Source organism: Kitasatospora sp. NPDC051170, assembly GCF_044455705.1.
In the GTDB taxonomy this organism is placed as follows: domain Bacteria; phylum Actinomycetota; class Actinomycetes; order Streptomycetales; family Streptomycetaceae; genus Kitasatospora.
Genome location: NZ_JBITFA010000001.1, coordinates 733,998 through 759,245, shown reverse-complemented (window position 1 = coordinate 759,245; position 25,248 = coordinate 733,998). Strand labels below are relative to the sequence as shown.

Here is a 25,248-nt window from a genome sequence, read left to right as displayed (position 1 = left end):
CGCGCTCAGCCGATCAGTTTGGTGAGCACCGGCACGCTCACGCCGGCGCCGGTCAGGCCGGCCAGCACCGCCGTGGGGGTGGGTCCGCCGCCCAGGAAGGTGAGCCCGCCGACGGCCAGGCCGATGACGGCTGCCGCGAGCAGGATCAGTGCGGTGCGGACCGTCAGGAGCGGGGTGGGGTCGGGCGGTGTCATGGCTTCCTCCGGTGCGTAGTGCGGGGCCGGCGGAGCGTCCGGCGGCCCAGGAGAAGCGTGCGGGCGGGATCGGTAGTCCCGAAGTCAGGAGGGCGTTCGCGCAGGTAGAGTCCGGACAACCACGGGTTGTCCCGGGACGGCCCCGGACAAGAGTCGTCCCAGAAAGTGGAGTTGACGATGGCTCAGCACGGCCGAGGCGGCCGGCCATGGGGGTCGATCTGGGCGCAGACGCCCGAGGGTGAGGCCCTGGCGCTCTTCCTGCGGGCGCGCGTGGACGGCAGCGACCTGACGATGACCGCGGCCGCCGAGCGGATGCACTGCTCGACCACGCTCACCGGGGACTTCCTGTCCGGCAGGAGGGTGCCCGAGGCGGCGTTCGTGGCCGCGCTGCTGCGCGTCACCGTCCCCGAGCCGGAGCGGCGGAGGCTGCTGCAGGCCGAGGCGGACCGGCTGCTGCACGCGGTGCGTCACCCGAAGGAGCAGCCGCGCCGGGCCGGCGGGGAGGACCTGGCCGGGCAGCTGGAGCGGGTGCGTGCGCAGCAGGTGGAGACGTACGAGCGGCTCACCCACGCCCTGGAGCAGCAGACCGAGTTGTACAAGGCGGCTCAGAACTCCGCGCAGCTGGTCATGGTGCTGCTCGGCATGATCAACACCCTGGCGGGCCGGGTGCAGAGCCTGTCCGCCGAGCGCGACGGACTCCTCCAGCGGGCCGGTGACGGCCGGGAGTTGGAGGACACGCAGCAACGGCTCGCCCGCGCGCTGGACCAGGAGCGCCGGGCGAAGGAGGAGCTCGCCCGGGCGCGGGACAAGCAGCGTCAGGCCGAGGAGCTGGCCGCCCGGGTCCAGCGCAGGGTCGACGAACTGGCCGACGAACTCGACCGGTTGCGCACCCGGGAACCCGGCCGGGTGGTGGACGAGGGTTCGTCTACGGGGTCGGGCGGTAGCGCCGTCACGGCCGACCCGGTGGGGGACGACATCGACCAGGCGCTGGCCCGGGCGATCGAGGTCAACGACACCGACGAACAGGCCCTTCGGCGGATCACCGATGAACTCCACGACGCGGTCCCGGCCGAGGCCGAGAGCCGTTCACCGGTTCTCCCGGACAACCGGGACAACCCAGTGAGCAGTGCCGAGCCTGCGGAGGCGGGCGAGCCCCAGGAGGAGGCGCGGAAGCTGGAGCAACTGGTCGCGATCCAGGCAGGGTTCCGGGGCTCGGGCCACCCGTACACCCTCACTTCCCGCTATAACCACGCCCTCGAGGTCGGGAAGACGGGGGAGCCTCGGAGGGCGGCACGGTTGCTGGCCGAGCTGATCCAGGATCAGCTGCGGGTGCTGGGCCCCGATCATCCCGACACTCTCACCACCCGCCACACTCACGCCGTGAACCTCGGTGAGGCCGGTGAGCACCGGGAGGCGGCCCGACTGTTGGCCGAGCTGATCCAGGACCGGGTCCGGTTGCTGGGCGCGAACCACCCCGACACCCTCCTCACCCGCCACAGCCATGCTGTCAAGGTCGGGGAGGCCGGGATGCAGGGGAAGGCGGGCTGGCTGTTGGCCGAGCTGATCCAGGACCAGGCGCGGGTGTTGGGGCCCGGCCATCCCGACACTCTGGTCTCGCGCCGCAGGCATGCCTTCAATGCGGAAGACGTCGGGGATCACTCGGAGGCGGCCCGGTTGTTCGCCGAACTGGCCACGGACCAGGCGTGGGCGATCGGCCGTGACCATCCTGACACCCTGGCCTCACGCCACAGCCGTGCCGTGAACCTCGGTGAGGCGGGTGAGCATCGGGAGGCGGCCCGGTTGCTGGCCGAGCTGGTCCAGGACCGGGCGCGGGTGCTGGGCCCGGACCACCCCGACACCCTCCTCGCCCGCCACAGCCATGCCCTCCACGTCAGGGACGCCGGGGAGCGGGGGCAGGCGGCCCGGCTGCTGGCCGAGCTGGCCGAGGACCAGGCGCGGGTGCTGGGCCCCGAGCACCCCGCCACCGTGGTCGTGCGCCGGAGCCGGGCCCACCTCACGCCGTGAGCCCGTCAGCCCGTCAGCCCGTCAGCCCGTCAGGCCGCTCGACGCTGCCGGAGGGCGGCGACCTCGACGGCGGCGGCCGCACAGGGGTAGGAGACCTCGGGCGATTTCACGGTGCTCAACACTGCGGAAACATTGCGTACATGCCAAGCTGGCAGACCATCACGACGAGCGCCGCCGCGAGGGACGGCCCTGCGGCGGCGCCGGTGGTGCGGCTGGTGCGGACGGGTGGTGTCGGGGGGTCAGCAGGGGCCGCAGTCGCCCGGGGGGCATTTGGCGACCTCCGCGCGGACCTCGTCCACGGTGTGTTCGAGGAGGTGCCTGCACTGGTCGTCGTGGGCCTTGTCCTTGCAGGCGCGGACGGCGAGCCAGCCTTCGAGGATGACGATCGCCTCCCAGCCCCTGAGGATGAACATCAGGGTGCGGCAGAGGCAGTCGACGTAGTCGTGAACGCCCGGGAAGCCGTTCCAGACGCCCTTGACCTGGCGGTCGAGCACCAGCAGCCGCACGTACAGGTCGACCGGGGGCTGGGCCGGGTCGGCGGCGTCGTGGGTGAGCTGGGCGGCGTCGGCCTTGAGCTGGGCGGCGCGCTTGGGGAGGGCGGTCAGTTCGGCCTGGAGGACGTCGGTGAAGTACTTGGAGGCGGCGGTGACCTCCTCCCGGTAGTGGGCGATCAGGCCGGCGAGCTTGGGGGCCGGGTCGCCCTGGTGGCCTTCGGTGGGGAAGTCGCAGGTGTACTCGCGGCAGCCGGGCTCACCGACGCACTCCTCGATGCGGGTCCAGACCTTCTGGACCGCCCGCTCGACGCACTCGCGCTGCTCCTCGTCGAGGCGGCAGCGCAGCGTCTCGCGGACGGCCTTCACCACGTCCTCGGCCGCCTTGACGTCGGGTTTGGCGGTGGCCCGGGCCTTGCAGTAGTCGGTCTTCGCGGTGGCGAGGGCGGCCCGGAACGGGGTCAGGGTCAGCAGGCTCTCGTCGGTGACGACGGCCTGCCGCTTGATGCCCGCCGCCTTGCAGGTGAGCTCGTCGATGGCGTCCACGTCGCAGCAGCCGTGTCCGGAAGGGTGCGGGGTTCCGTAGGTCATGGGCGTACTCCGGGGTGGGAGGGGGCTCCTGCGTACGGGAGCGCCAGGCCCGTCGAGTGTGCGCCGGGCACTGTCACCGCACCGTCGCCCGGGCATCGCCGGGCGGCGGCAACGCTGCGGTGACGGCCGGGGCCGAGCATCGGACCATGGCTGGATACCGGGCACTCGCCGCCGTCGGACGCAGCGTGGTCGCGCTGCTCAACCGGCGTTTCACGGAGGAGATCCCCGACGGCCGCGGCAGGCGGCCGCTGGCGGTGCTCGCCGGGCCGCTGGACTTCGAGAAGGTCGACACCCCCGGCGCGGTGATCGCCTACCCGGCCGTGTCGGTGTACTGCTACCGGCTCAGCATCGACCGCGAGACCCGGGCCGGCTGGGGCGCCGTCTCCGCCCAGGACGGGCTGCCGCGGCTGCCGCTGAGGATGCACATGATGCTCGCCGCCTGGGACCACACCGTCGACTTCGAGCTGGAGTGGCTGGGCCTGGCCGCGCGGACCCTGGAGAGCGAGGCCGTCCTCACCGGCCCGACGCTCGACCCCAGCGGCGCCTGGGAGCCGGGGGACATGGTCCAGGTGGTCTCGGACGAACTGGCCATGGACTCGCTGAGCGAGGCGTTCCAGGCGATGACCACCGACTACCGGCTCTGCCTGCCCTACCTGGCCCGGGTGGTCCGCATCGACGGCGCGCCCGAGCCCGTCGCCGAGCAGGTCACCACCGTGACCTCCCGCCTGTCCCGGACGAGCCGATGACCGACGGGCCGATGACCGACGGGCCGATGACCGACGGGTCGATGACCACCGCCCCCGGCGCGGGCGACGCGATCACCGTCGACGCCGGCCGGGTGGACGTCCTGCACCGGCTCGCCCTCGCCGTCCGCCCGCTCGACGCGCGCACCACCGGTACGGCCGGGGGCCTGCGCGTCGGGCGCGAGATCGGGCGCGAGGCCCCGGCGCCCGGCGGGCCCGTGCGGCCCCTGGAGAACCACGGCGCCTCCGGCTGGGTGCTGCGCTACGGCAGCGGGGCCGGCGGGGTGCGGAGCCGGGCGGTCGTGCTGCGCCTCGACGACCCGGGCCGGCGCTTCGTCCCGCGCCGCCTGCGGCTGCCGCTGTGGACGCTCCCCGAGCTCACCGGCGCGGACGACCGCCCGCCCACCGCCGCCTACGTCCCGGCGGCCTCCCGGCTGCTGCGGCCCTGGCTGCTGCCCGGCGTGGCGTACCCCGTCACCGGCGGTGTCACGGGCCTGCGGCTGCGCGTCACGGACCGGGGCGCGCCGGTGCGCTGGCCCAGGGTCGAGGCGTTCGGCGCGGGCGGGATGCGGGTCGGCTGGGCGCACGGGGACGAGCACGGCCAGGTGCTGCTGCTGGTGGACGGCATCGGCGCGCTGGCGCCGCCCACGCCCTCCGCCTTCGACGTGGTGCTGCGCACCGCCGTCCCTGACCGGGCAGTGGCGGTGGACCCGGTGGACCCGGAGGACCCGCTGGCCGACCTGGTGGTGGAGGACCTGCCGCGCAGTCAGGCCCCGCCCACCGACCAGGACCTCGACAACCCGGTGCTGCGGGGTGTTGCCCTGCCGTCCGGCTACCGCGGCTCCACCCGGGACGTCCTGCGGAGCCTGACCGTCGGCCGGGTGCTGCCCGCCACCGACCTGCCCCACACCTGACCCGAGTCTGACCCGAGACCGAGGAGGCCCGCGCGCATGCCCGAGTACCTGACCCCAGGCGTCTACGTCGAGGAGACCAGCTTTCGCTCCCGGTCGATCGAAGGCGTGCCCACCAGCACCTTCGGCATGGCCGGGCGGACGGCCTACGGCCCGGTGCCGTACCAGATCCCCGGCGGGCCCGTCCTGGTGCCCGGGCCGACGCTGGTGACCAGCTTCACCGAGTACGAACGCGCCTTCGGCGGGCTGACGTTGGACGACGACACCGTCAGCCAGGTGGCGCTGGCGGCCCGCGCCTTCTTCGCCAACGGCGGCCGCCGGCTGTACGTCTCCCGGGTCTTCCCGTTCGTCAAGAAGACGACCAACGGCGTCACCGACATCGACGTGCCCAAGAACTTCGCCTCCCTCGCCTCCCCGCCGACGGGCACGCCCCTGCTGCGCTGGTGGGCCCGCTGGCCCGGCGCGGCCGGGAGCCGGATCAGCGTGGCCGTGGCCTTCCGGCGCAGCAAGAACGTCCTGATCTCGTCCAGCGCCAACGGCACGACCACCGTCAGGCTCACCGGGGTCCAGCCGGGCGCGGCCGTCGAGGTGCTCGACCTGGGCGCCGACGGCAAACCCGCGCCGCCCGACGACCGTACGCAGCCCGCCGCCGCCACGATCAGGATCGTGGACCGTGCGGCCGACGGCACCCTCGGCTACCGCAACGCCCAGGGCGGGGTCGACGCCCCCACCGCGGGCAAGGCGGCCTTCCACATCACGCTGGCCGTCAGCGTCCAGCTCGGCACCGACCGGGTGGACGTCTACAACGAGCTCGAACTCGACCGGCTCCACCCGCGCTCGATCGAGAACGTGCTCAAACCCCGGGACCCGGCGGACGAGTTCGCCCTCGTCTGGCTGGAGCTGCCGCCCCCCGCCGCCGGGGCCGCCGTCTCCCCGGGCGACCGGCTCACCGAGCTGCTGAAGCTGGACGCCCGCCACCGCGGCTTCCTCACCGGCGGCGGCAACGGCGAGGACCCGACGGCGGACGACCTGCTCGGTCAGGCCGCCTCCCCGGACGACCCCCACCAGCCCGCCACCGGCCTGACCGCGCTCGGCGAGGTCGACGACATCGCCGTCGTCGCCATGCCCGACACCGTCGCCCTGGCGGAGCAGCAGGAGCAGACGGCGGTGGACGGGCTGATCGCCCACTGCGAGCGGCTGCGCTACCGGATGGCGATCGTCGACCCGCCCGCCGACAGCTCCGTCTCCGGCGTGCGCCGCTTCCGCTCCCAGTTCGACAGCACCTACGCCGCCCTCTACTACCCGTGGCTGCGCATCGTCGACCCGACCAGGCGGCCCGACCCGGGCGGGCCCACGCCCATGCTGGACGTACCGCCCTCGGGCTTCGTCGCCGGGATCTACGCCCGCAGCGACCTCGAGCGCGGGGTGTTCAAGGCCCCGGCCAACGAAGTCGTGCACGGGATGAGCGAGTTCGTCACCAACGTGACGTACGACCGGCAGTCGGTGCTCAACCCCGAGGGGATCAACGCGCTGCGCTTCTTCGAGGGCCGGTCCAACCGGGTCTGGGGCGCGCGCACCATGAGCTCGGACCCGGAGTGGAAGTACGTCAACGTCCGGCGGCTGTTCATCTACCTCGAGCACTCCATCGACAAGTCGACCCAGTGGGCCGTCTTCGAGCCCAACAACGAGCGGCTCTGGGCCTCCGTCCGGCAGTCGGTCGAGGACTTCCTGCTGGTCACCTGGAAGAGCGGCGCGCTGATGGGCACCAAGCCCGAGGAGGCGTTCTTCGTCCGGTGCGACCGCACCACCATGACCCAGAACGACATCGACAACGGCCGCATGATCTGCCTGGTCGGGGTGGCGCCCACCTACCCGGCCGAGTTCGTGATCTTCCGGATCGGCCAGTTCACCGCCGACGCGCCCGCCGTCTGAGCGGCGCGAGCATCCCGTCCCTGATCAGGAGGCAGCAGCATGGCCGTCCGCAACAACCCGTACGGGGCCTTCAACTTCCTCGTCAAGCTCGGCGACGCCGGGGGAGAGGACCAGATCGCCGGCGGCTTCTCCGACTTCACCGGCGCGGGCAACGAGGTGAAGTTCTCCGAGTACCGCAACGGCAACGACAAGGAGAACCACGTCCGCAAGATCGCCAACACCAACGTCACCGACGACGTCACCCTCAAGCGCGGCATCATCGGCGACCTGCGGCTCTTCAACTGGATCAAGGACACCCGCGAGGGCCGCCACGACCCCCGCACCGTCGTGGTCACCCTCTACGACGAGGCCCGCACCGCCGTCTGCGCCTGGACCCTGCACGCCGCCCAGCCCAAGAAGTGGGTCGGCCCCACCCTCGCGGGCAAGGGCGGCGGCGAGGTGGCGATGGAGGAACTCCACCTCGTCGCCGAGCGGATCGACTTCGCGTCGCTATGAGCACGCCGACCAGCAGCCCCGGGCTGGCGCTCGGGGCGCCGGGCGTCTACCGGGACGCACGGCGGCCGGCGGTCGCGTTCCGGCCGGTGCGGCTGGATGTGGCCGGGTTCGTCGGGGTGGCGCCGCGCGGGCCGGTGGACCGGCCGGTGGCCGTGGAGCGGTGGACGGAGTACGTCCAGCGGTTCGGGGCCTTCGAGGGGCGGGGGCTGCTGCCGTACGCCGTGCGGGCGTTCTTCGCGCAGGGCGGCAGCCGGGCGTACGTGCTGCGGGTCTCGCCGCTGCCGCGCGCGCCCGACCCGGCGGCGCTGACCGCCGTGGCCCGCCATGTCATCAGGCTGGGCGGGCCCACGGTGCTGGGGCTGCTCGCCGCCGACGAGGGGCGGTGGGGTGAACTGCTGGCCGTGCGCTGGGAGTTCGCCGCCACCCGGAGCTTCACCGGTGGAGTGGACGGGCGCGGGCTCGCCCTGCCCGAGGCGCTCGCCGCGCCCGTCGGCACCCTGCTGCGGCTGCGCGGGCCGGGGCTGGCGCCCGCCGGGGAGTTCTTCCGGGTGGTCGAGTCGGCCGGGCGGGCCGCCGTCCTGGACCGGGCGCCCGCCGCCACGCCCGGCGCCGCCCTCGACGTGGGCGTGATCACCGCCACGGTCACCGTCACCGACTCCGACCCGGGCCTGAACCGGCAGGAGCGCTTCACCGACCTCGGGCTCTGCGCGGAGCACCCGCGCTTCGCCCGGGACGTGCTGACCGCCGAGTCCCTGCTGATCGCCCCCGACACCGGCTGGCCCGAGGTGCTGCTGCCCCCGGACGCCACCCTCCCCGCCGTCGACTCCACCCCCGACCGCCCGGGCGCGGACCGCTGGTCGGCGATCACGGCCGACAGCCTCTTCGGGGACGTGCCGCCCGAGCTGTTCCCCGTCGGCGGCCCGCAGAGCGCCGACGACACCGCCGCGTTCATCGGCCTGGACCGCCTCGCCCTGGAGCCGGAGGTCGCCCTGCTCTCCGTGCCCGACCTGTTCTGGGACTACCTGGTGCCCGGCCGCACCACCGAGCCCCCGGAACGGCCCGGCGCCGGGGTGCCCTGCCCGCCCCCGCCCGTCCCGCTGGTCTACCCGGCGCAGCCCGAACGCGCCGTCCTGCTCGACGGCCGCAGCCCGGAGGGCCTCGCGGAGATCCTGCGCCGGCAGCGGCGGCTGGTCGACCTGGCGGAGCGCCAGCGCCGCTTCGTCGCCCTGCTGGACGTGCCGCCCGGGCTGGCGCTGCGGCAGATCGCGCACTGGCGCGCCGCGTTCGACAGCTCCTACGCCGCCGCCCACCACCCCTGGCTGGGTGTGGTCGACCCGGAGGACCCGCAGCTGCGGGCCGTCCTGGTGCCGCCCTCCGCCTTCGCCGCCGGGATCGCGGCCGACCGCGAGCACCGGCTCGGCATCCCCTGGGGCCCGGCCAACGCCCTCGCCGTCGGCGCGGTGACGGCCGCCGACCTGCCGGTGGCGGCCGAGCGCGACGAACTCCACCTGCTGGGCGTGGACGTCTTCGCCGCCGAGCGGGACGGCTTCCGGCTGGCCTCCGCCCGTACGCTCTCCGGCGACCCGGACTACCGGCAGCTGAGCGTGCGCCGGCTGATGACCATGCTGCGGCTGGTCCTCGAACGGCAGGCGCAGAGCCTCGCCTTCGAGCCGAACTCCCCGCAGCTGCGCGCCGAACTGCGGGGCGCCGTCACGCAGTTGCTGCGCGACCTGTACCGGGGCGGGGCCTTCGCCGGAGCCACCGAGGCCCAGGCGTTCTTCGTCCGCTGCGACGAGGCGCTCAACCCCGGCTGGTCGCAGGGCCTCGGCCGGCTGGTCGCCGAGATCGGGGTGGCGCCCGCCCAGCCCCTGGAGTACCTCGTCCTGCGGATCGCCCAGGACGCGGACGGCGACGTCGCCGTGGCGGGGTGAGTGATGGCCGACCTGGTGCAGGGGTTCAACTTCCGTATCTCGCTGGCGCGCAGCACCTCGCCCGGGCCGAGCGCGGCCCCGCCGCCCGCCCTCACCGGCGCGGCCTCCCAGGCCGCGCCCACCCAGGCTTCGCGCCCGGGCGCCGGGGCGCGCGGCGACGGGCCCGACCGGCTCGGCGACGGCGGCTTCCAGGAGTGCTCGGGCCTGGAGCTGGAGATGGAGGTGGCCGACCACCCCGAGGGCGGCCGCAACGACGGACTGGCCCGGGGGATCGGCCGGGTGAAGCTCCAGCCGATCGTCCTCAAGCGCGGGATGCTCGTCCCGACCCCGGGCGGCCGGGCGGACTCCGCGCTGTGGGACTGGCTGTACGGCATCGTCGGCGGCGAGAACCGCTCCGTCCGCTACGACGGCGACATCGAGGTGCTGGACCCGACGGGCTCGCGCACCCTCGCCCACTGGCGGTTCGTCCGGGGCCTGCCCGTCAAGGTCGCCGGGCCGGCGCTGAACGCGCGCACCGGCGAGATCGCCATGGAGGAACTGCACATCGCCCACGAGGGCCTGCGACTGGAGGGCACCTGATGGCGGAGCTGGCCCACGCGACCCTGCAACGTCTGGCCGTCACCAAGGCCGGGGCGAAGGACCAGCCGCCCCGCGTCAAGGGCGAGGGGCCCGTCGTCGAGGTGCAGTTCAACCCCGTCTCGCTGCGGCTCAGCCGCAACAACAACGTCGACCGGGGCGGCACCAGCACCCGCACCCAGAAGCGCCAGAACCCCGCGCAGGAGGGCGCCACCCTCTCCTTCGACCTGGCCTTCGACACGGCCGAACAGGGCGGCCCCGGCGCGTACGTGGACGTGCGCGGATGGACGGCGGTGGTGCGGCAGTTCGTCGAACCGCCGCCGCAGAAGCAGGGCGACCCGCCGCCCGTCGTCCGCTTCGTCTGGGGCACCTTCCGCTTCAACGGCATCGTCACCCAGGTCACCGAGGAACTCGACCTGTTCGCCCCGGACGGCACCCCGCTGCGGGCCAAGGTCGCCGTCACCATCGCCGAACAGGACTTCGCGTACGAGGCGAACGAGAAGGGCGCCGGACGCCGCGACGCCCGCGCCGCCACCGACCCGGGCGCGACCCGGCCCGGCACCGCCCCCGGCACGGCCGGGACGGCCCGGCCGCAGCAGCTGGTCCAGGCCCGGGCGGGGGAGAGCGCCCAGCAGCTGCTCGCCCGGCTCGGGCTCGACCCGGCCGCCTGGCGCGGGGCGATGCGGGGGCTGGACAGCCCGCTCGCCCTCGCGGCCGGGTTCAGCGTCCAGCTCGGGGTGGAGGTGGAGACCGGCGGGGGCGTCGGGCTCTCGGCGGGCTTCGCGGGCGAGGCGGCGGCGACCTCGGTCGCCGGGCTGGCGGGGGCGCTGGGCCCGGGGTCGGCGGGGGAGGAGGCGGGCTTCGCGCTCTCCGCCGGGGGCGGGATCGCCGCCTCGGCGAACACGGTGACCGTCGCCCGGACGGCGCAGGCGCTCGACCAGGCGCGCGGCGCCTTCGCCGTCCCACCCGGGACCGCAGAAGCCGCCGACCCCCGCGTCCTCGGCTACGGCCAGGGCGTCCCCCTGCGCAGCCGGGCCGACCCCGGCACCCTCGCCGAGGTCACCGCCGGCGGCGCCCCCGGCCTCAACCGCCGCGCCCGCGCCCGGGAGACCCCGCAGCCGGACGGGGTGACGCCCCCGTGGGAACGCCTGCCCCCGGTGACGCCCGCCGGCCTCGCCGCGGACTGCGAGCAACGCCGCCGTGACGCACCCCCGAGCACCCTGAGGTGGCGACCGCCCGGAGGAGGCCAGCGATGAGCGTGCACATCGGCGAAGTCCACACCGACCTCGTCCCCGTCGGAGGCGGCCCCGGCCCGGCGGCGGCCGGCGGGCAGGGCGGCCCGGGCGGCCCGGTCAAGGAGGCGGAGCTGGCCGAGCGCCTGTGCGACGCCCTCCACCGCATGGGCCGGCTCGCCGCCCGGGTCGCCGCCGAGGGCTTCGATGACTGAGCCCGCCGTCACGGCGGTCGCCCCGGTCTTCACCGTCGGCGGCGACCTCGTCCGCGACCTCGGCCGGGACTGCGTCCGGCTGGAGGTCTGCGAGGGCGTCGAGGGCCTGCGCACCCTCCAGGCCGCGTTCCTCGCCAGCGGCGTCGGGGCCAAGGGCCCGCAGGAGAAGCTGGCCCACCTGGACGGCACCACCGTCGACCTCGGCAGCGCCCTCAGGGTCGCCCTCGGCCCCGACGCGCAGCAGCGCACCGTCTTCGAGGGCGCCGTCTCCGGCCTCGAACTCGTCCTCGGCGACGGCGACCCGCCCGTGGTGGTCGCCCACGCCGAGGACGCCCTGATGCGGCTGCGGATGACCCGCCGCTCGCGCAGCTACCCGCACACCACCGACGGCGAGATCGCCGAGGCGCTCGCCCGCGAGCACGGCCTGCGGGCCGACGTGGACGCGGCCGGACCGCGCTACGACGTCGTCCAGCAGTTCAACCAGAGCGACCTCGCCTTCCTGCGCGAACGCGCCCGGCTGATCCAGGCCGAACTCTGGTGCACCGGCACCACCCTGCACCTGCGCACCCGCCCCGCCCGCCCCGGCACCGCCGTCACCCTCCTCCTCGGCCGCGACCTGCTCTCCGCCCGGCTGGCCGCCGACCTCGCCCACCAGCGCAGCGAGGTCGTCGTCACCGGCTACGACGCCGACCGCCGCGAAGCCGTCGACGAGCGCGCCGGACCGGAGGCCGTCGAGGCGGAGACCTCCGGCGGCCGCACCGGCGCCCGGCTCCTCACCCGGACGCTCGGCCCCAGCACCAGCCTGCGGGTACGCGAGGTCGCCCTCGACGCCGCCGAGGCCGGCGCCTGGGCCCGCGCCGAGATGCTCAGGCGCGGCCGGCGGTTCGTCACCGTCACGGGCCTCACCAACGGCACCCCCGACCTCGTCGTCGGCAGCCGTCTCACCCTCCAGGACGTCGGCGCCCCCTTCAACGGCCCCGGCTACTACGTCACCCGGCTGCGCCACCGCTTCGACCTGGAACACGGATTCCGCACCCGCTTCGAGGCGGAGCGGGCCACGCTGAACGAGTTGACATCCTCCCCGCCCTAGCGGGTGGGGATTCCTCCCGCGCCTGCGGCACGGACACCCGTGGATCGCAGGTCGCCGAGGTGGGTTCCCCGTTCATCGGGCCGTGCCTGGCGTGGGATCGCCACGCCGGGTCTGACCGGCCCTCCAGGGGCGTTTAGCCTGTCCGCCTGCCCGGCGGCCAGGATGTTGCGAGCAGCATTGAGGTCACGGTCATGCAGCACACCACACGCGCCACACGCCCACTCGCGGACCGCGAGGGGCTTGGGGCCGTCCCGGTGCCCGCACTGCGAGCAGAGCTGGGACGACGGGAACGCACGGTGCACGATGCCGACGGTGCGCCCGTACCGGGCAGCCTTCTCCTCCAGGAGGCGCCGGAAGGTGGACCATCCGGCGTCGTGGACGGACTTGGCCAGCCGACCACGACCAAGGCCCCGCACATTCAGATCCTCCAGGTACACCGCTTGAGTCTCGCGGATGATCCTGGTCGTCTGCTGGTGCAGCCAGTCCCTGCGGGTGTCGGCCACCTTGGCGTGGGCCTTGGCGACCTTGCGGCGGGCCTTCGCCCGGTTCTTCGATCCCTTCGCCTTGCGGGACAGTTCCCGCTGCGCGGCCTTGAGTTTCTTCACCGCCTTGCGCAGGAAGCGGGGGTTGTCGATCACCTGGCCGTCGGAGAGGACGGCGTAGGAGGTCAGTCCGAGGTCGATGCCGACCTCGGACTGAACCTCCGGCAGGGGATCGGGTTCCACGTCCACCACGAAGGAGGCGTGGAACCGGCCCGCCGCGTCCAGCACGACGGTCACCGAGGACGGATCAGCGGGCAGCGCACGCGACCACTTCACCCGCACATCACCGATCTTCGCCAGGTTCAGCTTCCCGTTACCCCGAAGCCGGAACCCGTTGCGGGTGAACCTGAGCGACTGCCTACTGTCCTTCCGGGACTTGAACCGGGGCAGCCCCACCGGCCGGCCCGCTCGCTTGCCGGACACCGAGTCGAAGAAGTTCCGGTAGGCCGTGTCCAGATCGCGAAGGGACTGGATCAGCGGATCGACACCGACCGAGGCGAGCCACGAACGCTCGGGCGTCTTCTTCGCCGCCGTGATCACCAGTTTCTGGAGATCGGTGCTCTTCTGGTACGGCTTCCCGTTCCTTCGAGCCTCCTTCCGCGCCGCGAGAGCGTCGTTGTACACCACCCGCGCACACCCAAACGTACGGGCCAGCGCCATGCGCTGACCCGCCGTCGGGTAAATGCGGTAGGAGTACCGGAGATGCACTGGGCCAACGTACCGACAGGCACTGACAACGGCTCATGTCAGAGCTCACGTAGATCTTTTCGCCGCCCCGCCGCTTTCGAACAAGGCACGTTCCTCCCCGGTTCGACAGCCGGGTCCTCATGGCTAAACGAGGTGAACTGATGGGCCTGCCCACCCCGGCCGACGGCGCCGCGCCCGGCTACCACGGCGCCTACCCGGCCCTGGTCACCAGCATCGTGGACGAGCACCGGCTCGGCCGCGTCGAGGTGCGCTTCCCCTGGCTGGGCACCGACGGGGAGCGCGACGTACGGGCCTGGGCCACGCTCTGCTCGCCGTACGCCGACAACGACCAGGGGCTGCTGGTGCTGCCCGAGGTCGGCAGCCAGGTGGTGGTGGTCTTCGAGGCGGGCAACCTGCGCCGCCCGTACATCCTCGGCGCCGCCTGGAACGGGCGGGAGAGCCTGCCGCACGAGCCGGAGGAGGCGAACAACATCCGGCTGCTGCGCTCCCGGGCGGACAGCCGGCTGGAGTTCGACGACACCGGCGGCGCCTCGAAGGTGCGGATCACCATGGCCTCCGGCCACGAGGTGAGCCTGGACGACGCCGCGCGGACGGTGACCGTCAAGCACGCCACCGGGTGCGTGATCCGGCTGACCGACACCTCGGTGGAGATCACCGCCAACACCTCGGTGGACGTCACCGCCCCCGTGGTGAACGTCGAGGCGCCGCTGGCCACCTTCAGCGGAACCGTCCAGGTCGGCACCCTGGTCGCCGAGCAGATGGTGATGTCGCCCGCGTACACGCCGGGCGCGGGGAACCTCTGGTGACCGGGCGGCACGGGTTCCAGCTGCGGGCCCCCTGGTACGTCTGCGAGCGCGGCCACTACGACCGCTTCGACGACCGGGCCGGGCCGCCCGCGATCCAGAAGTACGACGCACCCGACTTCGTCCGGCGCCTGACGCAGGACCCGCGCCGCTCGCTGACCTTCGACCAGGCCGAGGACGTCTACTCCTACCCGGTGGCCGTCCCGGCGGGCCAGGCCGGGCACGGGCGGCTGCGGTTCGCCACCCACACCATGACCCCGACCACGCTGCGCAAGCTCTACCAGCCGAGCCACGACCGCTTCTACGCCGTCGTCGTCGAACTGTTCTGCGACCAGCCGGGCCTGCCGCTGCCGGGCGCCTCCGCCGAGGGCCTCCAGGTGCGGATGGTGCTGCGCCGCCAGCAGCAGCTGGTGCCCAAGGGCGCCGAGCAGCAGGTGCGCCGCCTCGCGAAGCAGCTCACCACCGAGCTGCTGGCCGCCCAGGGGCTGAAGCCGCGCCACCTGCACGACCGGGACCTGGTCAACGTGCTCTGGGCCGACCGCGCCTACCGGGCCCGCTTCGAGGCCGAGCACGAGGAGCTGTTCGCCTCGATCCCGCCGCCCGTCCTGCAGACCTGGACCACCGGCGCGAAGGGCCCGCACTGGGTGCCGCAGGGCACGCTCGACGAGCACGGGAAGCCGGAACCGGAGCAGGAGTTGACGATGTGGCGGATCCCCGCGTCCGCCGCCGGGTGCGAGCGGGCGGGTAAGCGCTCGCTCTGGTTCGGCCTCGTCCCGACCCTCTCCGGCGAGCACGACGACCAGGGCGGGCCCAAACTCGACGACCAGCACGTGTACCAGATCCACTGCGTCGCCCGCCGGCCCCCGGCCCCCGGCCACGAGCACTGCCCGCCGCAGGAGTCCTGGAGCGCGCCCACCGAACCGTTCAGCCTGGCCGCCTTCTACGACCCCGAGGGCACCAAGAACCGCAAGGTGTCCATCACCATGCCCGACCTGCGGGCCCTCGCCGCCCGCGCCGGACGCCCCGCCGGGCCGGGCGGGGTGGCCATCGGCACGCCGCCCGGCTCCCAGCTGCCGACCGGCACCGAGATCCCCAAACCGGGCAGCGGACAGCCCGGCGGCACGGACTTCCGGATCTGCACCTTCGCGCTGGAACTCTTCATGATCGTGGCGTTCTTCCTGTTCAGCCTCTTCCTGCCGATCGTGGTGCTCGCCTTCCAGCTGTGGTGGCTGCTCGCCCTGCGGTTCTGCCTGCCGCCGGAGGTGGTGGCGATGGGGGCCCTCAAGGCGTACTTCAACGCCGACCCGGGCGCCGTCCTCGCCTCCCTGCCGGACGTCGCCGTCGGCGGGGCGAGCAAGAAGGACCTGGACGCGCTGCTCGGCGCGCCCGACGCCTCGGACGCCGAGGTGGCGACCGGCGCCACGGCCGCCATGGCCGCGACGGACCGGTTCAAGGCGGGCGCGCCGGACGCCCACGACGCCGCCGTCGACCTGCTGACCACCCTCGACCCGACGACGGCCGCCCCGCCGACGCGGCCGCCCGTCGAGGACTCCCCGCCGGACCCGCTCTGCGGAGGTGGCCTGCCGTGAACCCGATCGTCCGTCCCCGCGCCGCAGCCCGCTGATGGCCGCCGCAGCCCGTGAGGCCAGGACTCCCGTACCCGCCGCGCCTGCCGTCAAGGCGCTGCCGCCCGCGCCGGCCGCTCCGGTGGCGGGCGGGCTCGCGGACCGGCTCTCCGGGGTCGGGCCCAAGCCGCCGTCGGCCGCTCCCGTGGTGGCGCCGGACGTGCCCAAGGAGGTGCTGGAGCTCCAGGGCGGCGCGGCCCTCGCCCCCACCCCGGCCGTCGCCGCGTACCTGGAGGACAAGGGCGCCGCCGGAGGCCCCGTGCGCGCCCGGCTGGGCACCCTCGCCACCGGGACGCTGCACCTGCGCAAGGACGGCGAGACGCTCACCACCGGGCCCGGCCAGGAGTGGCAGTGGCTGCCGCTGGCCCACCCGTTCCTCCTGCCGCTCGCCCAGTACGGCGTCCAACCGGCGCTCGCCGTACGGGCGGTGGGCGGCACGGTGGAGGGCCACGCCTCCGCCGTCGTCAAGGGCAGGCTGCTCACCGGCCCGGTCGAACTGCTCGGCCAGATCGCCACCCATGCCGAGCAGTTGGGGCTGTCCGGGATCGGCGCGCTGAGGTTCGCCGGGGTGGAGAACCGGCTCGACGGGCCCAGGCTGATCGTCCAGGCCAACGGGCTGCACTTCGGCCTCGGGGGCTTCCTCGAGGCCACCGGCTCGCTCGGCCTCGCCGACGAGCTGGTCGTCTTCGACGCCACGGCCACCGGCACGGTGCGCGGGCTCGCGCCGATCAGCCTGCACATCACCCGGGATGCCGAGGGCAAGCTCGCGGGGAAGGCGACTGCGGAGGTCGAGCTCAAGGGCTTCAAGGGTGCGGTGACCGCCTCCTTCGCCGGGGGCGTCGTCGACGTGCGCGGCAGCGTGCACTACGCCAACGACAAGTTCGACGGTGAGGTGACCCTCGTCGCCACCGACGAGAAGAGCGCCGAGCAGCTGACGGACGGGCAGATCGCGGCGGCGCAGGCGAACACGGCGGGGCCGAAGCCGTCCGCACCCGAGGGGGCGGCTCCTGTACCTGACGGTCCGCAGCCCGGGCCGCGCGTGGTGGCGGGCTGGGGCACGGTCAAGGTGAAGCTCGCCGAGTGGCTCAGCGGCGAGGCGATGGTCGTGGTGGACCACCACGGGGACGTCACCCTGGTCGGCAGGATCACCCCCAGCATGACCAAGCCGCTGTTCGAACAGAAGGACTACACCAAGGCGCTGCCCAAGCTCGAGGTCCGCGCCCTCTACGGCGTCCCGCTGGTCGGCAACATCTTCCTGTTCGCCGACATCGGCCTGGAACTGGTCGCCGTGCTCGGCCCGGCCACCCTCGACCGGATGGAACTCTCCGGCACCTGGTCCACCAAGCCCGAGGTGCTCAGGAACTTCGGCATCACCGGCACCCTCCACGTCGACGCCTTCGCCGGCATCCGGCTCATCGCGGAGGGCGGCGCGGGCCTCGAGATCGTCGGCCACGACATCAAGGCCGGGGTCGCGCTCAACGCCCTCGCCGGGATCCGGGGCTACGTCGAGGCGACCCCGCGGATCGGCTACCGGGAGGTCGCCGACCCGAAGGCGGGCAAGCACGGCGAGTTCTTCATCGGCGGGCACATGGAGATCGCCGCCCAGCCCTTCCTCGGCCTCGGCGGGGACCTGTTCGTCGCCCTGGTGAGCCCCTGGTGGTCCCCGGCGCCGAGCCACCGCTGGACCTGGCCGCTGTTCCAGCTGGAGTACCCGCTGCCGGGGGAGTTCGGGATCGGGGCGGACGTGGAGTACGTGCTCGGTTCGGGCAAGGTGCCGGAGATCACCTTCGGTGAAGTCGCCTTCAGCGCCGACAAGTTCATGGCGGACCTGCTGGGCGACCACACGCAGAAGAAGTCGGGGCACGACGAGAGGAAGCCCGGCGCCTGGAAGGAGGGGCCCGGCGCGGCCCCGGCCAAGGGCGGTGCCCCGGCGAAGGGTGGCCCGCCGAAGGCAGCGGCGCCAAAACCCCTACCGGGCAAGCCTGCTGGTAAACCAGCTGCGCCGAAGCCCGCCAAACCCAAGGCCAAGGGCGAGGAGGAGGTGCCCGACCAGGCCAAGGAGAAGCGCTGGCAGGGCGGCATCCAGGCCATCGGCGAACTCGCCCAACAGTCCCTCAAGGAGCCCCTGGAGGAGGACGCCCTGCGCACCGCCCTCGCCGGGATCAGGAAGACCTACGGCTTCTCCCGCCTGGAGGCCCAGCGCGAGGGCGACGAGTCGCTGATCGACGCTCGGATGAGCCCGGCGCCGAAGAAGAAGCCCCGGATCAGGACCGCCAGGTCGAAGTACAAGGGCGGGCTCTACAGCGAGCTCGGGGTGACCAATCCCAGCGGCGGCAAGAACCTGGCCACCAAGGGCACCGAACGCAACCACATGCCGGCCTGGGGCGCCATCGCGGAGGCCAAGAACCGTGGCGGCAAGGCCGCCGGGGTCAAGGCCGCCCTGGACGCGGTGTCCAGGTACACCGCCCCCGCCGTCGAGATGGACATCGACGACCACAAGGCCACCGCCAGTTGGGGTTCGGCGGGCAAGAGCCACCGTTCGGACCAGGCGAAGTTCCTGGTCAAGGGCATGTTCAAGGAGGCCGTGGACATGGACGTCAACGACATCCGGAGCAAGGCCAAGCCCCGTACGAAGTACAACAAGGCCATCCAGGAGATGAAGGACAAGATGCCCGCCGAGTGGAAGGCCCTCGGCGCGCACAAGTGACGCGGTGGTGACACCCCCCTCGCCATCATCGACCGTATGGCAGCAACTGACGCACCGACAGGAGCACCGGCCGACGTCCTGCTCGGCACCGGGGTCCGTCTGCCCTTCCGTCCGCAACCGGCCGGCGGCGGGCCCGGCGGCGGGTCCGGAGGGGGCCTCGCCTGGGCGGGCGGGATGGCGCTGGTCCGGCAGTCGATCGAGACGATCCTGGACACCGAGCCCGGCGAGCGCGTGATGCGCCCCGACTTCGGCTGCGGGCTGCGGCAGTACCTGATGGCGCCCAACACGGCCGCGACCCGCTCCGCCCTGCGGGAGGAGATCGCCGGCGCGCTGGCCCGCTGGGAGCCGCGGATCAGGGTGACCGAGGTGTCGGTCACCCCGGGGGAGGAGCCCACCATGGTGTGGATCGACATCGCCTACGTCCGGCTGGTGGACCTGCGGCCCGACAACCTCGTCTATCCGTTCTACCTGCGATGACGGGCAGGGGGTGAACCGGCTGTGGCCCTGATCGGTCCGATCCTCGACGACCGCACCTTCGCTCAGCTCCGCGACGAGCTGGTCAAGCGCATCCCGGTCTACAACCCCACGTGGACCGACCACAACGCCTCCGACCCCGGGGTGGCGCTGCTGGAGCTGTTCGCGTACCTCGGCGAGTCGCTGCTCTTCCGCTTCAACCAGATCCCGGACGCGACGAAGGTCGCCTTCCTCCGGCTGCTCGGCGTCCGCCCACGGCCCGCTCAACTCGCCCACGCCCTCCTGGTGTTGGAGACCGACCTGGCGGCGGGCGTGCAGGTGCTGCGCGGCACCGAGGCCCGGGCCGGGGCGCTGCCCTTCGAGACGGAGAACGAGGTCGTCGCCTGGCCGCTGGAGACGGCGGCCCTCGGCAAGACCGCCGCGCCGCGCGCCGAACCCCGCACCGCCGAGGCCCGCCGCCGGCAGGACGCCGTGGCTGCGCTGCCCCTCGGCCAGCGCAGCCGCGTCCACGCGGGCGTCGAACCCGACTTCTACGTCACCACCGCCGTCCCCAGCGACCCGCTCGACCCCGCGCAGCCCGCGCTGGACGTCAGCAGCACCCTCGACCAGTGCCTCTGGGTCGCCCTGCTCGCCAAGAACACCACCGACGTGACCGCCCTGCGCAACCGGGCGATCTTCCTCGGCGTCGTCCAGGACGCCGAACTCCCCAGGCCCTACGACCTGGAGGCGCGCGACCCCGACCCCACCCGGCTGCGCGCCGACGGCCTCACCACCGACCCGCCCGCCTTCCTCTGGGAACTCTGGAACGGCCCCGACCGCGCCGGCCACGCCGACACCGCGTTCACCGACCTCACCGTCCTCGCCGACACCACCCGCGGCCTGACCGCCACCGGCGTCGTCACCCTCCAGCTGCCCGACGCCTTCCCCGCCCACCCCAAGGCGCCCACCAGCACCGGCGACCTGCTCAGCCCGCCCCCGCTGGACGACGAGAAGACGGCCGCCCGCGTCATCGGCTGGCTGCGGGTGCGCCGCCCCGCCACCGAGAACGACGCCATCCACCGCATCCGCTGGGTCGGCGTCAACGCCGTCGGCGCCGTCCAGGCCCGCACCGCCCTGCCCGAACTGCTCGGCACCGGCAGCGCCGAGGCCGATCAGACGTACCGGCTCACCCAGCACCCCGTCGTGCCCGGCACCCTGCGCCTGGAGGTCGAGGAACCCGACGGCTGGCAGCCCTGGACGGAGGTCGAGACCTTCGCCGGGACCGGACCGCTCGACCGGCACTACACCCTCGACGACGCCGCCGGGCTCGTCCACTTCCCCACCCGCGGCAAGGTCCCGCAGATCGGCGAGCGCATCCGCGCCCTGGCCTACCGCTACGGCGGCGGCGCCGCGGGCAACGTCCCCACCGGGGCCATCACCGGCCTCACCGGCGTCACCGGCGCCAAGGCACGGAACGTCCTGCCCGCCGCCGGGGGCGCCGACCAGGCCTCCCTCGCCGACGCCCTCGACAGCCTGCCCGCCGAACTGCACCGCCGCGACCGGGCCGTCACCGCCGACGACTTCCGCGCCCTCGCCCTCGAAGTCCCCGGCGTCCGGCGGGCCGAGACCCTGCCCCTGTTCCACCCCGACACGCTCAGCCGGCACGCCGCCGGGGTGGTCAGCGTCCTGGTCTTCCCCACCGAGGACCTGCGCGACCCCGGCGCCCCGCTGCCCGACCTCGCCCTGCTGCGCCGCGTCGCGGGCTACCTCGACCCGCGCCGGCTGCTCACCACCGAGCTCTACGTCATTCCGCCGACCTACCTGGACATCGCCGTCTCGGCCGGCGTCCACCTGCGCGACGGCTACCAGGTGGACGCCGTCCGCCGCTGGGTCGAGCTGATCCTGCGCCAGTACCTCGCGCCCGTGCCCCCGTACGGCCCCGACGGCACCGGCTGGCCCCTCGGCCGGGCCGTCCGGCGCGCCGAACTGGAGGCCGTCGCTGTGCAGGTGGACGGCGTCGAGTACCTCGACGGCGAACTCCGGCTCGCCACCCGGCCCGACCCCAGGAGCCCCTGGACGGACGCGGCGCTCGTCGACCTCAAGGCGTGGCAGGTGCCCCGGCTCGCCCAGATCACCGTCGTCACCGGCCCCCCGCTGCCACCCGGCGCCACCTACGGCCCCACCCCGCTGCCCGGCGGCGACCCCGTCCTCGTCCCGCTGCCCCCGGAGGTGTGCTGATGGACGGCGACCGGCAGATCAGCACCCTCACCGACCCCGACCAGTGGGCCCGCTGCGCCCACGACGGGACGGCGCTGATGGACGGCGGAGGGGTGAGCCTGGCCTGGGAGGCCCCGGCGGCCCCGCCCGCCGGTGCCGGCGAACCGGCCGGGCTGGCCTTCGACCGGTGGGGGCGCGCCTACCGCTCGTACCCCGGGGCGGGGCGGGTGGACGTGCTCGACGATTCCGGCCCTTCGCCCTCCTCGCCCTCTTCACCCTCCTCGCCCGGGCACCCCGGCGCGCTGCTCGCCCCCCGGGGCCTCGCCGTGGACAGCGCGCAGCGCCTCTACATCGCCGAGTCCTGCGGTGGCGCCGTCCACGTGGTTGACCTGTGGGCCGAGCGGCTGCTGCGCCGCGTCCCGGTGCGCGGGCGGCCGCTGGACGTGGCGGCGCTCTGCGACGGCGCCGTCGTCCTGCTGGCCGACCCGGCGGGACTGGTACTGCTGCGCGGACGGCGCGGCCCTTTGCACGGCCCGGTACTCGGCGGGGCGCTGCACGCGGCGGGCTGGAGGCCCACCCGGGTCGCCGTCCGGGCCGGGCAGCCGTACCTGCTGTGGGTCGCGCCGTGCGGCGACCGGGCGGTGGTCGCCCGGCCCGACGGCACCGACCCGCTCGAGGTCGGCCCGGCGAGCGACCTCGCCTTCGGCACGGACGGGCTGCTGACCGTCGCCGGGCACCCCGGTCAGCCGTTCCGGCGCTACCGGCAGGACGGGGACGGCTGGGCCGAGATCGAACCGGTGCAGGCCCTTGGGTACGACGGCGGGGCCGTGAGCGCCGCCCCCGACGGCCGGACGGCCTTCACCACCGCCCAGGGCCTCGGCTGGACGGCCGGCCCGGCGGCGCGGTACGTCGCCGGCGGCCGGGTCATCGGCTACCGGCTCGACTCCGGCGCCTACCGCACCCGCTGGGGCCGGATCTTCCTCGACGCCTGCATCCCCCCGGGCACCGACCTGCGGGTCGGCTTCCTCACCAGCGACGAGGACGCCGTCCCCGACCCGGTGCCGTGGACCCCGGCCGTCCAGGGGCGGCGCGTCGTCCGGCACCCGGACCTGACGCCGCCGCTGCCCTCCGCGCTGCGGCTCGCCCGACTGGGGCCCGGGAGCGGGCTGTTCCGTCGCCCGACCGGACGGGAATGGCCCTGGGCGCAGATCGCCCCCGACGACGCCTTCGAGACGTACGAGGCCCCGGTCGACGCCCCGCCCGGCCGCTACCTGTGGGTCGTCCTCGACCTCGGCGGCACCGCCCGGCTGACCCCGCGCGTCCGCTCCCTGCGCGTCGAACGGCCAGGCCACCGGCTCCTCGCCCACCTGCCCCGCGCCTTCGGCCGCGACGAACAGGACGTCGACTTCCTCCAGCGCTACCTCGCCCCCGCCGAGGGCCTGCTCCACGACCTCGACGGCCGCGCCGCCCTGCGCGCCGTCCTCCTCGACCCCACCGCCACCCCCCAGGAAGCCCTCGGCTGGCTGGCGGGCCTCCTCGGCCTCGCCCTCGACCGCCGCTGGCCCCTCGACGCCCGCCGCGCCCTCGTCGCCCAGGCCTACGACCTCTACCGCATCCGCGGCACCCTGGCCTGCCTGGAACGCATCCTGCGGATCTACCTGCCCGTCCCCGTCGCCGCCGTCGAGAACTGGCGCATGCGCGGCCTCGGCGGCGCCGTCCTCGGCACCACCCCCGACGGCCCCCCGGCCCCCGCCGTCGGCGGCGCGGCCCGGGCCACCGCCACCCTCGGCCGCTTCGCGATCGGCGGCGTCCGCCCCGGCCAGGACGGCTACACGGCGACGGCCCACCGCTTCACCGTCCTCATCGCCGCCCCGCTGGAGGGCGAACGGCTGGAGGTCGTGCGCAGCATCGTCGAACAGCACAAACCCGCCCACACCCTGGCGGAGATCTGCCCCCTCGGCGCCGGCATGCGCATCGGCCGCAGCCTGCACGTCGCCCTGACCTCGATGGTCGGCCCGGGCGCCGGGTGGGGCCCGGCGGTGGTCGGCCACGTGCGGGTCGGGGAGGACGGCGTGGTCGGCGTCCCGTCGGCGGCGGCGAGGGTGGGGGAGTCGGCGGTCATGGGGGCGGTGAGGGTCGGATGAGCGGGCCCGCGGTGGTGATCGGGCGGTTCTCGGCGATGCTGCACGACGACGGCTCGGTCGAGGCCGGGCGGGACGCGCTCGGGGAGCCGCTGCGGTGGGTCGTCGACGGCGGTCTGGAGCGGGCGTTGCGGGATGTGCGGTTGCCGTCCGGGCGCTGGTGTGTGCGGCGGCTGCGGCTGTCCGTGCCGTTCGACCCCGCCAGGTCCGGTCCGGCCGTCGGGCGGGACTGGGCGGCGGCGGTGGCCGCCGCGATCGAGCGGACCGTACGGGAGGGGCGCGGCGAGGCCGTCCACTACCGGCACGACGTCGAGTTGCTCGCCGAGGTGGTGGCCGGGGTGGCCGCCGGGCGGCTCGGGCGGCTGTGGGCCTGGCGGCAGACCGGTGCGGTGCGGCCGGGTGATCCGGTGCCGGCGGTCGAGCCGCGTGCGGCGGTGCTCGCCGTGCTCGGCAGGTCGCCGCAGCATGCGGCGGCTGCGGTTCTGCGGGCGGCGGTGGAGGGCGGACTGCCCTGCCTGGACCGGTTGTTCGGCGAGGAGGGCTGGCAGGCGGTGGCGGCGCTGGCGGCCGTGGCTTCCTGGTGCGGCCCCGGGCCGGTGGGATCGGGCCCGGGGTCTGAGGCCCCGGCGGCCGCGCCCGTTCGCGGGCTCGCGCGGACGCTGCTGGCCGGTGCGACCCTCGTCCGGCTGGCGCGTACGGCCCGGCTGCGTCCGGGGCCCGCCACCCTGGCGGCCTGGGCGGTGCTCGCGGCGGCCGAGGCCGACCCCGCCTCGCTGCACCGGCGCCCGCACCCCGGCCTGCCGCAGGCACTCGCAGCAGAACTGGGAGCGGTGCTCGGGCTGGAGGCCCCGCCGTCGTCGGCGGCCCCGATGCCGGCGGAGCCCGTCACGGCCGAGAACGGCCCGGACGCGGAGCCGGCCAGGCGGCCGCCCGGCGAGGCGGCCGCCGTGGAGCCTCCCGAAGGCCACGACGCCGATCCCTCGGCGGAACTCCCGCTCGACGAACGGGACTTCGACGAGGAGACCGAGGAGACCGAGGAGACCGAGGAGACCGAGGAGACTCCGGCGGACCACCGCACCGGCACCCGGACCGCCTGGGCCGGGCTGCTCTTCCTGCTGGCCACCGCCTCCGAGGCCGGCCTCCCGCAGCTGGCCCTGGACGACCCCGCGCTGAGCGCCCGCCCCCTGCGGTGGGTGCTGTACCGGATCGGCCGCGAGCTGCTCCCCGAGGCGCCCCCGGCCGACGCGGCCCTGCTCGCCCTCGCGGGCCTCGGCCCCGACCGGGCCGACACCCTCCTCGCCGCCGCGCCGCCCACGGACGCGGAGCGCGCTCGCGTAGGCGAGCTGGCCGACGGCTGGGCCGAGGCCACCGCCGCACGCCTCGCCGAGGCGGGCGATCCGGTGGATCCCCGCGCCGCCGTCCGGCACCTGGCCCGGCGCACCGGCGAGGTGTGCGCCGAGCCCGGGTGGATCGAGGTCCGGCTGCCCGTGGCCGAGACCGACCTGACGGCCCGCCGGGCCGGGCTGGACCTGGACCCGGGGTGGGTGCCCTGGCTCGGCGCGGTCGTGAGGTACGTCTATGTGTGAGCCGAAGGCGACAAGCGGCACGGGCCGGGCGCCCCGGCCC

At 74.6% G+C, this 25,248-nt stretch carries 20 protein-coding genes; 17 read left to right on the top strand and 3 right to left on the bottom strand.

From position 1 onward, the window contains the following. Positions 1–5 precede the first annotated feature (5 nt). Complete coding sequence (locus ACIBCA_RS03400; protein ID WP_396281096.1) at positions 6–194, bottom strand: hypothetical protein; 189 nt, start codon at positions 192–194, stop codon at positions 6–8. A 177-nt stretch (positions 195–371) separates the two neighbouring features. Here ACIBCA_RS03400 and ACIBCA_RS03395 point away from each other — a divergent pair, with 177 nt between their 5' ends. Then, positions 372–2,219 (top strand): tetratricopeptide repeat protein, encoded by a 1,848-nt coding sequence (locus tag ACIBCA_RS03395; RefSeq protein WP_396281095.1) that lies wholly within the window; start codon positions 372–374, stop codon positions 2,217–2,219. Positions 2,220–2,458: 239 nt separating this feature from the next. On the opposite strand, the gene ACIBCA_RS03390 is transcribed toward ACIBCA_RS03395, so the two are convergent. Then, the gene (locus tag ACIBCA_RS03390; protein WP_396281094.1) at positions 2,459–3,301 is read right to left on the bottom strand and encodes a hypothetical protein; all 843 of its coding nucleotides are present in this window, start codon (positions 3,299–3,301) and stop codon (positions 2,459–2,461) included. A 146-nt stretch (positions 3,302–3,447) separates the two neighbouring features. Here ACIBCA_RS03390 and ACIBCA_RS03385 point away from each other — a divergent pair, with 146 nt between their 5' ends. Genes ACIBCA_RS03385 through ACIBCA_RS03345 form a run of 9 tightly spaced genes read left to right on the top strand, consistent with a single transcriptional unit; the run spans position 3,448 to position 12,426 of the window. Continuing rightward, entirely contained in the window at positions 3,448–4,047 is a 600-nt protein-coding gene (locus ACIBCA_RS03385; RefSeq protein ID WP_396281093.1) for a Pvc16 family protein, read from the top strand. After that, entirely contained in the window at positions 4,044–4,958 is a 915-nt protein-coding gene (locus ACIBCA_RS03380) for a hypothetical protein (protein ID WP_396281092.1), read from the top strand. Before ACIBCA_RS03385 ends, ACIBCA_RS03380 begins: the two co-directional genes overlap by 4 nt. A 36-nt stretch (positions 4,959–4,994) precedes the next feature. Beyond that, positions 4,995–6,887, top strand: a complete 1,893-nt coding sequence (locus tag ACIBCA_RS03375; protein WP_396281091.1) for a phage tail sheath family protein — start codon at positions 4,995–4,997, stop codon at positions 6,885–6,887. A gap of 39 nt (positions 6,888–6,926) precedes the next feature. Beyond that, positions 6,927–7,382: a phage tail protein gene (locus tag ACIBCA_RS03370; protein WP_031064358.1), complete on the top strand. Its 456-nt coding sequence runs from the start codon at positions 6,927–6,929 to the stop codon at positions 7,380–7,382. Beyond that, positions 7,379–9,313, top strand: a complete 1,935-nt coding sequence (locus ACIBCA_RS03365; RefSeq protein ID WP_396281090.1) for a phage tail sheath C-terminal domain-containing protein — start codon at positions 7,379–7,381, stop codon at positions 9,311–9,313. Before ACIBCA_RS03370 ends, ACIBCA_RS03365 begins: the two co-directional genes overlap by 4 nt. Before the next feature lie 3 nt (positions 9,314–9,316). Then, the gene (locus ACIBCA_RS03360) at positions 9,317–9,892 is read left to right on the top strand and encodes a phage tail protein (RefSeq protein WP_396281089.1); all 576 of its coding nucleotides are present in this window, start codon (positions 9,317–9,319) and stop codon (positions 9,890–9,892) included. Beyond that, positions 9,892–11,145, top strand: coding sequence for a hypothetical protein (locus ACIBCA_RS03355; RefSeq protein ID WP_396281088.1), 1,254 nt, complete (start codon positions 9,892–9,894; stop codon positions 11,143–11,145). The genes ACIBCA_RS03360 and ACIBCA_RS03355 overlap by 1 nt, the downstream gene beginning before the upstream one ends. Beyond that, positions 11,142–11,336 carry a hypothetical protein gene (locus tag ACIBCA_RS03350; RefSeq protein ID WP_396281087.1) on the top strand — a complete coding sequence of 65 codons (195 nt, stop codon included), beginning with the start codon at positions 11,142–11,144 and terminating at the stop codon, positions 11,334–11,336. Before ACIBCA_RS03355 ends, ACIBCA_RS03350 begins: the two co-directional genes overlap by 4 nt. Further along, entirely contained in the window at positions 11,329–12,426 is a 1,098-nt protein-coding gene (locus ACIBCA_RS03345; RefSeq protein ID WP_396281086.1) for a phage late control D family protein, read from the top strand. Before ACIBCA_RS03350 ends, ACIBCA_RS03345 begins: the two co-directional genes overlap by 8 nt. Here the strand turns inward: ACIBCA_RS03345 and ACIBCA_RS03340 are convergent. Next, positions 12,423–13,676, bottom strand: a complete 1,254-nt coding sequence (locus tag ACIBCA_RS03340) for an RNA-guided endonuclease InsQ/TnpB family protein (protein ID WP_396281085.1) — start codon at positions 13,674–13,676, stop codon at positions 12,423–12,425. The two genes, ACIBCA_RS03345 and ACIBCA_RS03340, sit on opposite strands and share 4 nt — an antisense overlap. A gap of 119 nt (positions 13,677–13,795) precedes the next feature. Between ACIBCA_RS03340 and ACIBCA_RS03335 the strand changes: the two genes are divergently transcribed. Genes ACIBCA_RS03335 through ACIBCA_RS03305 form a run of 7 tightly spaced genes read left to right on the top strand, consistent with a single transcriptional unit; the run spans position 13,796 to position 25,208 of the window. Then, positions 13,796–14,482 carry a phage baseplate assembly protein V gene (locus ACIBCA_RS03335; protein ID WP_396281084.1) on the top strand — a complete coding sequence of 229 codons (687 nt, stop codon included), beginning with the start codon at positions 13,796–13,798 and terminating at the stop codon, positions 14,480–14,482. Further along, positions 14,479–16,068, top strand: coding sequence for a hypothetical protein (locus ACIBCA_RS03330; protein ID WP_396281083.1), 1,590 nt, complete (start codon positions 14,479–14,481; stop codon positions 16,066–16,068). The genes ACIBCA_RS03335 and ACIBCA_RS03330 overlap by 4 nt, the downstream gene beginning before the upstream one ends. Positions 16,069–16,102: 34 nt before the next feature. Further along, complete coding sequence (locus tag ACIBCA_RS03325; RefSeq protein ID WP_396281082.1) at positions 16,103–18,811, top strand: hypothetical protein; 2,709 nt, start codon at positions 16,103–16,105, stop codon at positions 18,809–18,811. A 36-nt stretch (positions 18,812–18,847) separates the two neighbouring features. Continuing rightward, positions 18,848–19,288 carry a GPW/gp25 family protein gene (locus tag ACIBCA_RS03320; protein ID WP_396281081.1) on the top strand — a complete coding sequence of 147 codons (441 nt, stop codon included), beginning with the start codon at positions 18,848–18,850 and terminating at the stop codon, positions 19,286–19,288. Positions 19,289–19,309: 21 nt separating this feature from the next. Then, entirely contained in the window at positions 19,310–21,502 is a 2,193-nt protein-coding gene (locus ACIBCA_RS03315) for a putative baseplate assembly protein (protein WP_396281080.1), read from the top strand. Continuing rightward, positions 21,502–23,625, top strand: a complete 2,124-nt coding sequence (locus ACIBCA_RS03310) for a phage tail protein (protein ID WP_396281078.1) — start codon at positions 21,502–21,504, stop codon at positions 23,623–23,625. The genes ACIBCA_RS03315 and ACIBCA_RS03310 overlap by 1 nt, the downstream gene beginning before the upstream one ends. Next, a complete protein-coding gene (locus tag ACIBCA_RS03305) occupies positions 23,622–25,208 on the top strand; it encodes a hypothetical protein (protein ID WP_396281077.1) in 1,587 nt (528 codons plus the stop codon). Before ACIBCA_RS03310 ends, ACIBCA_RS03305 begins: the two co-directional genes overlap by 4 nt. Positions 25,209–25,248: the final 40 nt, after the last annotated feature.

Excerpts from the sequence above, each read along its gene's own strand:
- ACIBCA_RS03400 (WP_396281096.1), bottom strand. The coding sequence starts at position 194 with ATGACACCGCCCGACCCCACCCCGCTCCTGACGGTCCGCACCGCACTG.
- ACIBCA_RS03395 (WP_396281095.1), top strand. The coding sequence starts at position 372 with ATGGCTCAGCACGGCCGAGGCGGCCGGCCATGGGGGTCGATCTGGGCG.
- ACIBCA_RS03390 (WP_396281094.1), bottom strand. The coding sequence starts at position 3,301 with ATGACCTACGGAACCCCGCACCCTTCCGGACACGGCTGCTGCGACGTG.
- ACIBCA_RS03385 (WP_396281093.1), top strand. The coding sequence starts at position 3,448 with ATGGCTGGATACCGGGCACTCGCCGCCGTCGGACGCAGCGTGGTCGCG.
- ACIBCA_RS03380 (WP_396281092.1), top strand. The coding sequence starts at position 4,044 with ATGACCGACGGGCCGATGACCGACGGGCCGATGACCGACGGGTCGATG.
- ACIBCA_RS03375 (WP_396281091.1), top strand. The coding sequence starts at position 4,995 with ATGCCCGAGTACCTGACCCCAGGCGTCTACGTCGAGGAGACCAGCTTT.
- ACIBCA_RS03370 (WP_031064358.1), top strand. The coding sequence starts at position 6,927 with ATGGCCGTCCGCAACAACCCGTACGGGGCCTTCAACTTCCTCGTCAAG.
- ACIBCA_RS03365 (WP_396281090.1), top strand. The coding sequence starts at position 7,379 with ATGAGCACGCCGACCAGCAGCCCCGGGCTGGCGCTCGGGGCGCCGGGC.
- ACIBCA_RS03360 (WP_396281089.1), top strand. The coding sequence starts at position 9,317 with ATGGCCGACCTGGTGCAGGGGTTCAACTTCCGTATCTCGCTGGCGCGC.
- ACIBCA_RS03355 (WP_396281088.1), top strand. The coding sequence starts at position 9,892 with ATGGCGGAGCTGGCCCACGCGACCCTGCAACGTCTGGCCGTCACCAAG.
- ACIBCA_RS03350 (WP_396281087.1), top strand. The coding sequence starts at position 11,142 with ATGAGCGTGCACATCGGCGAAGTCCACACCGACCTCGTCCCCGTCGGA.
- ACIBCA_RS03345 (WP_396281086.1), top strand. The coding sequence starts at position 11,329 with ATGACTGAGCCCGCCGTCACGGCGGTCGCCCCGGTCTTCACCGTCGGC.
- ACIBCA_RS03335 (WP_396281084.1), top strand. The coding sequence starts at position 13,796 with ATGGCTAAACGAGGTGAACTGATGGGCCTGCCCACCCCGGCCGACGGC.
- ACIBCA_RS03325 (WP_396281082.1), top strand. The coding sequence starts at position 16,103 with ATGGCCGCCGCAGCCCGTGAGGCCAGGACTCCCGTACCCGCCGCGCCT.
- ACIBCA_RS03320 (WP_396281081.1), top strand. The coding sequence starts at position 18,848 with ATGGCAGCAACTGACGCACCGACAGGAGCACCGGCCGACGTCCTGCTC.
- ACIBCA_RS03310 (WP_396281078.1), top strand. The coding sequence starts at position 21,502 with ATGGACGGCGACCGGCAGATCAGCACCCTCACCGACCCCGACCAGTGG.
- ACIBCA_RS03305 (WP_396281077.1), top strand. The coding sequence starts at position 23,622 with ATGAGCGGGCCCGCGGTGGTGATCGGGCGGTTCTCGGCGATGCTGCAC.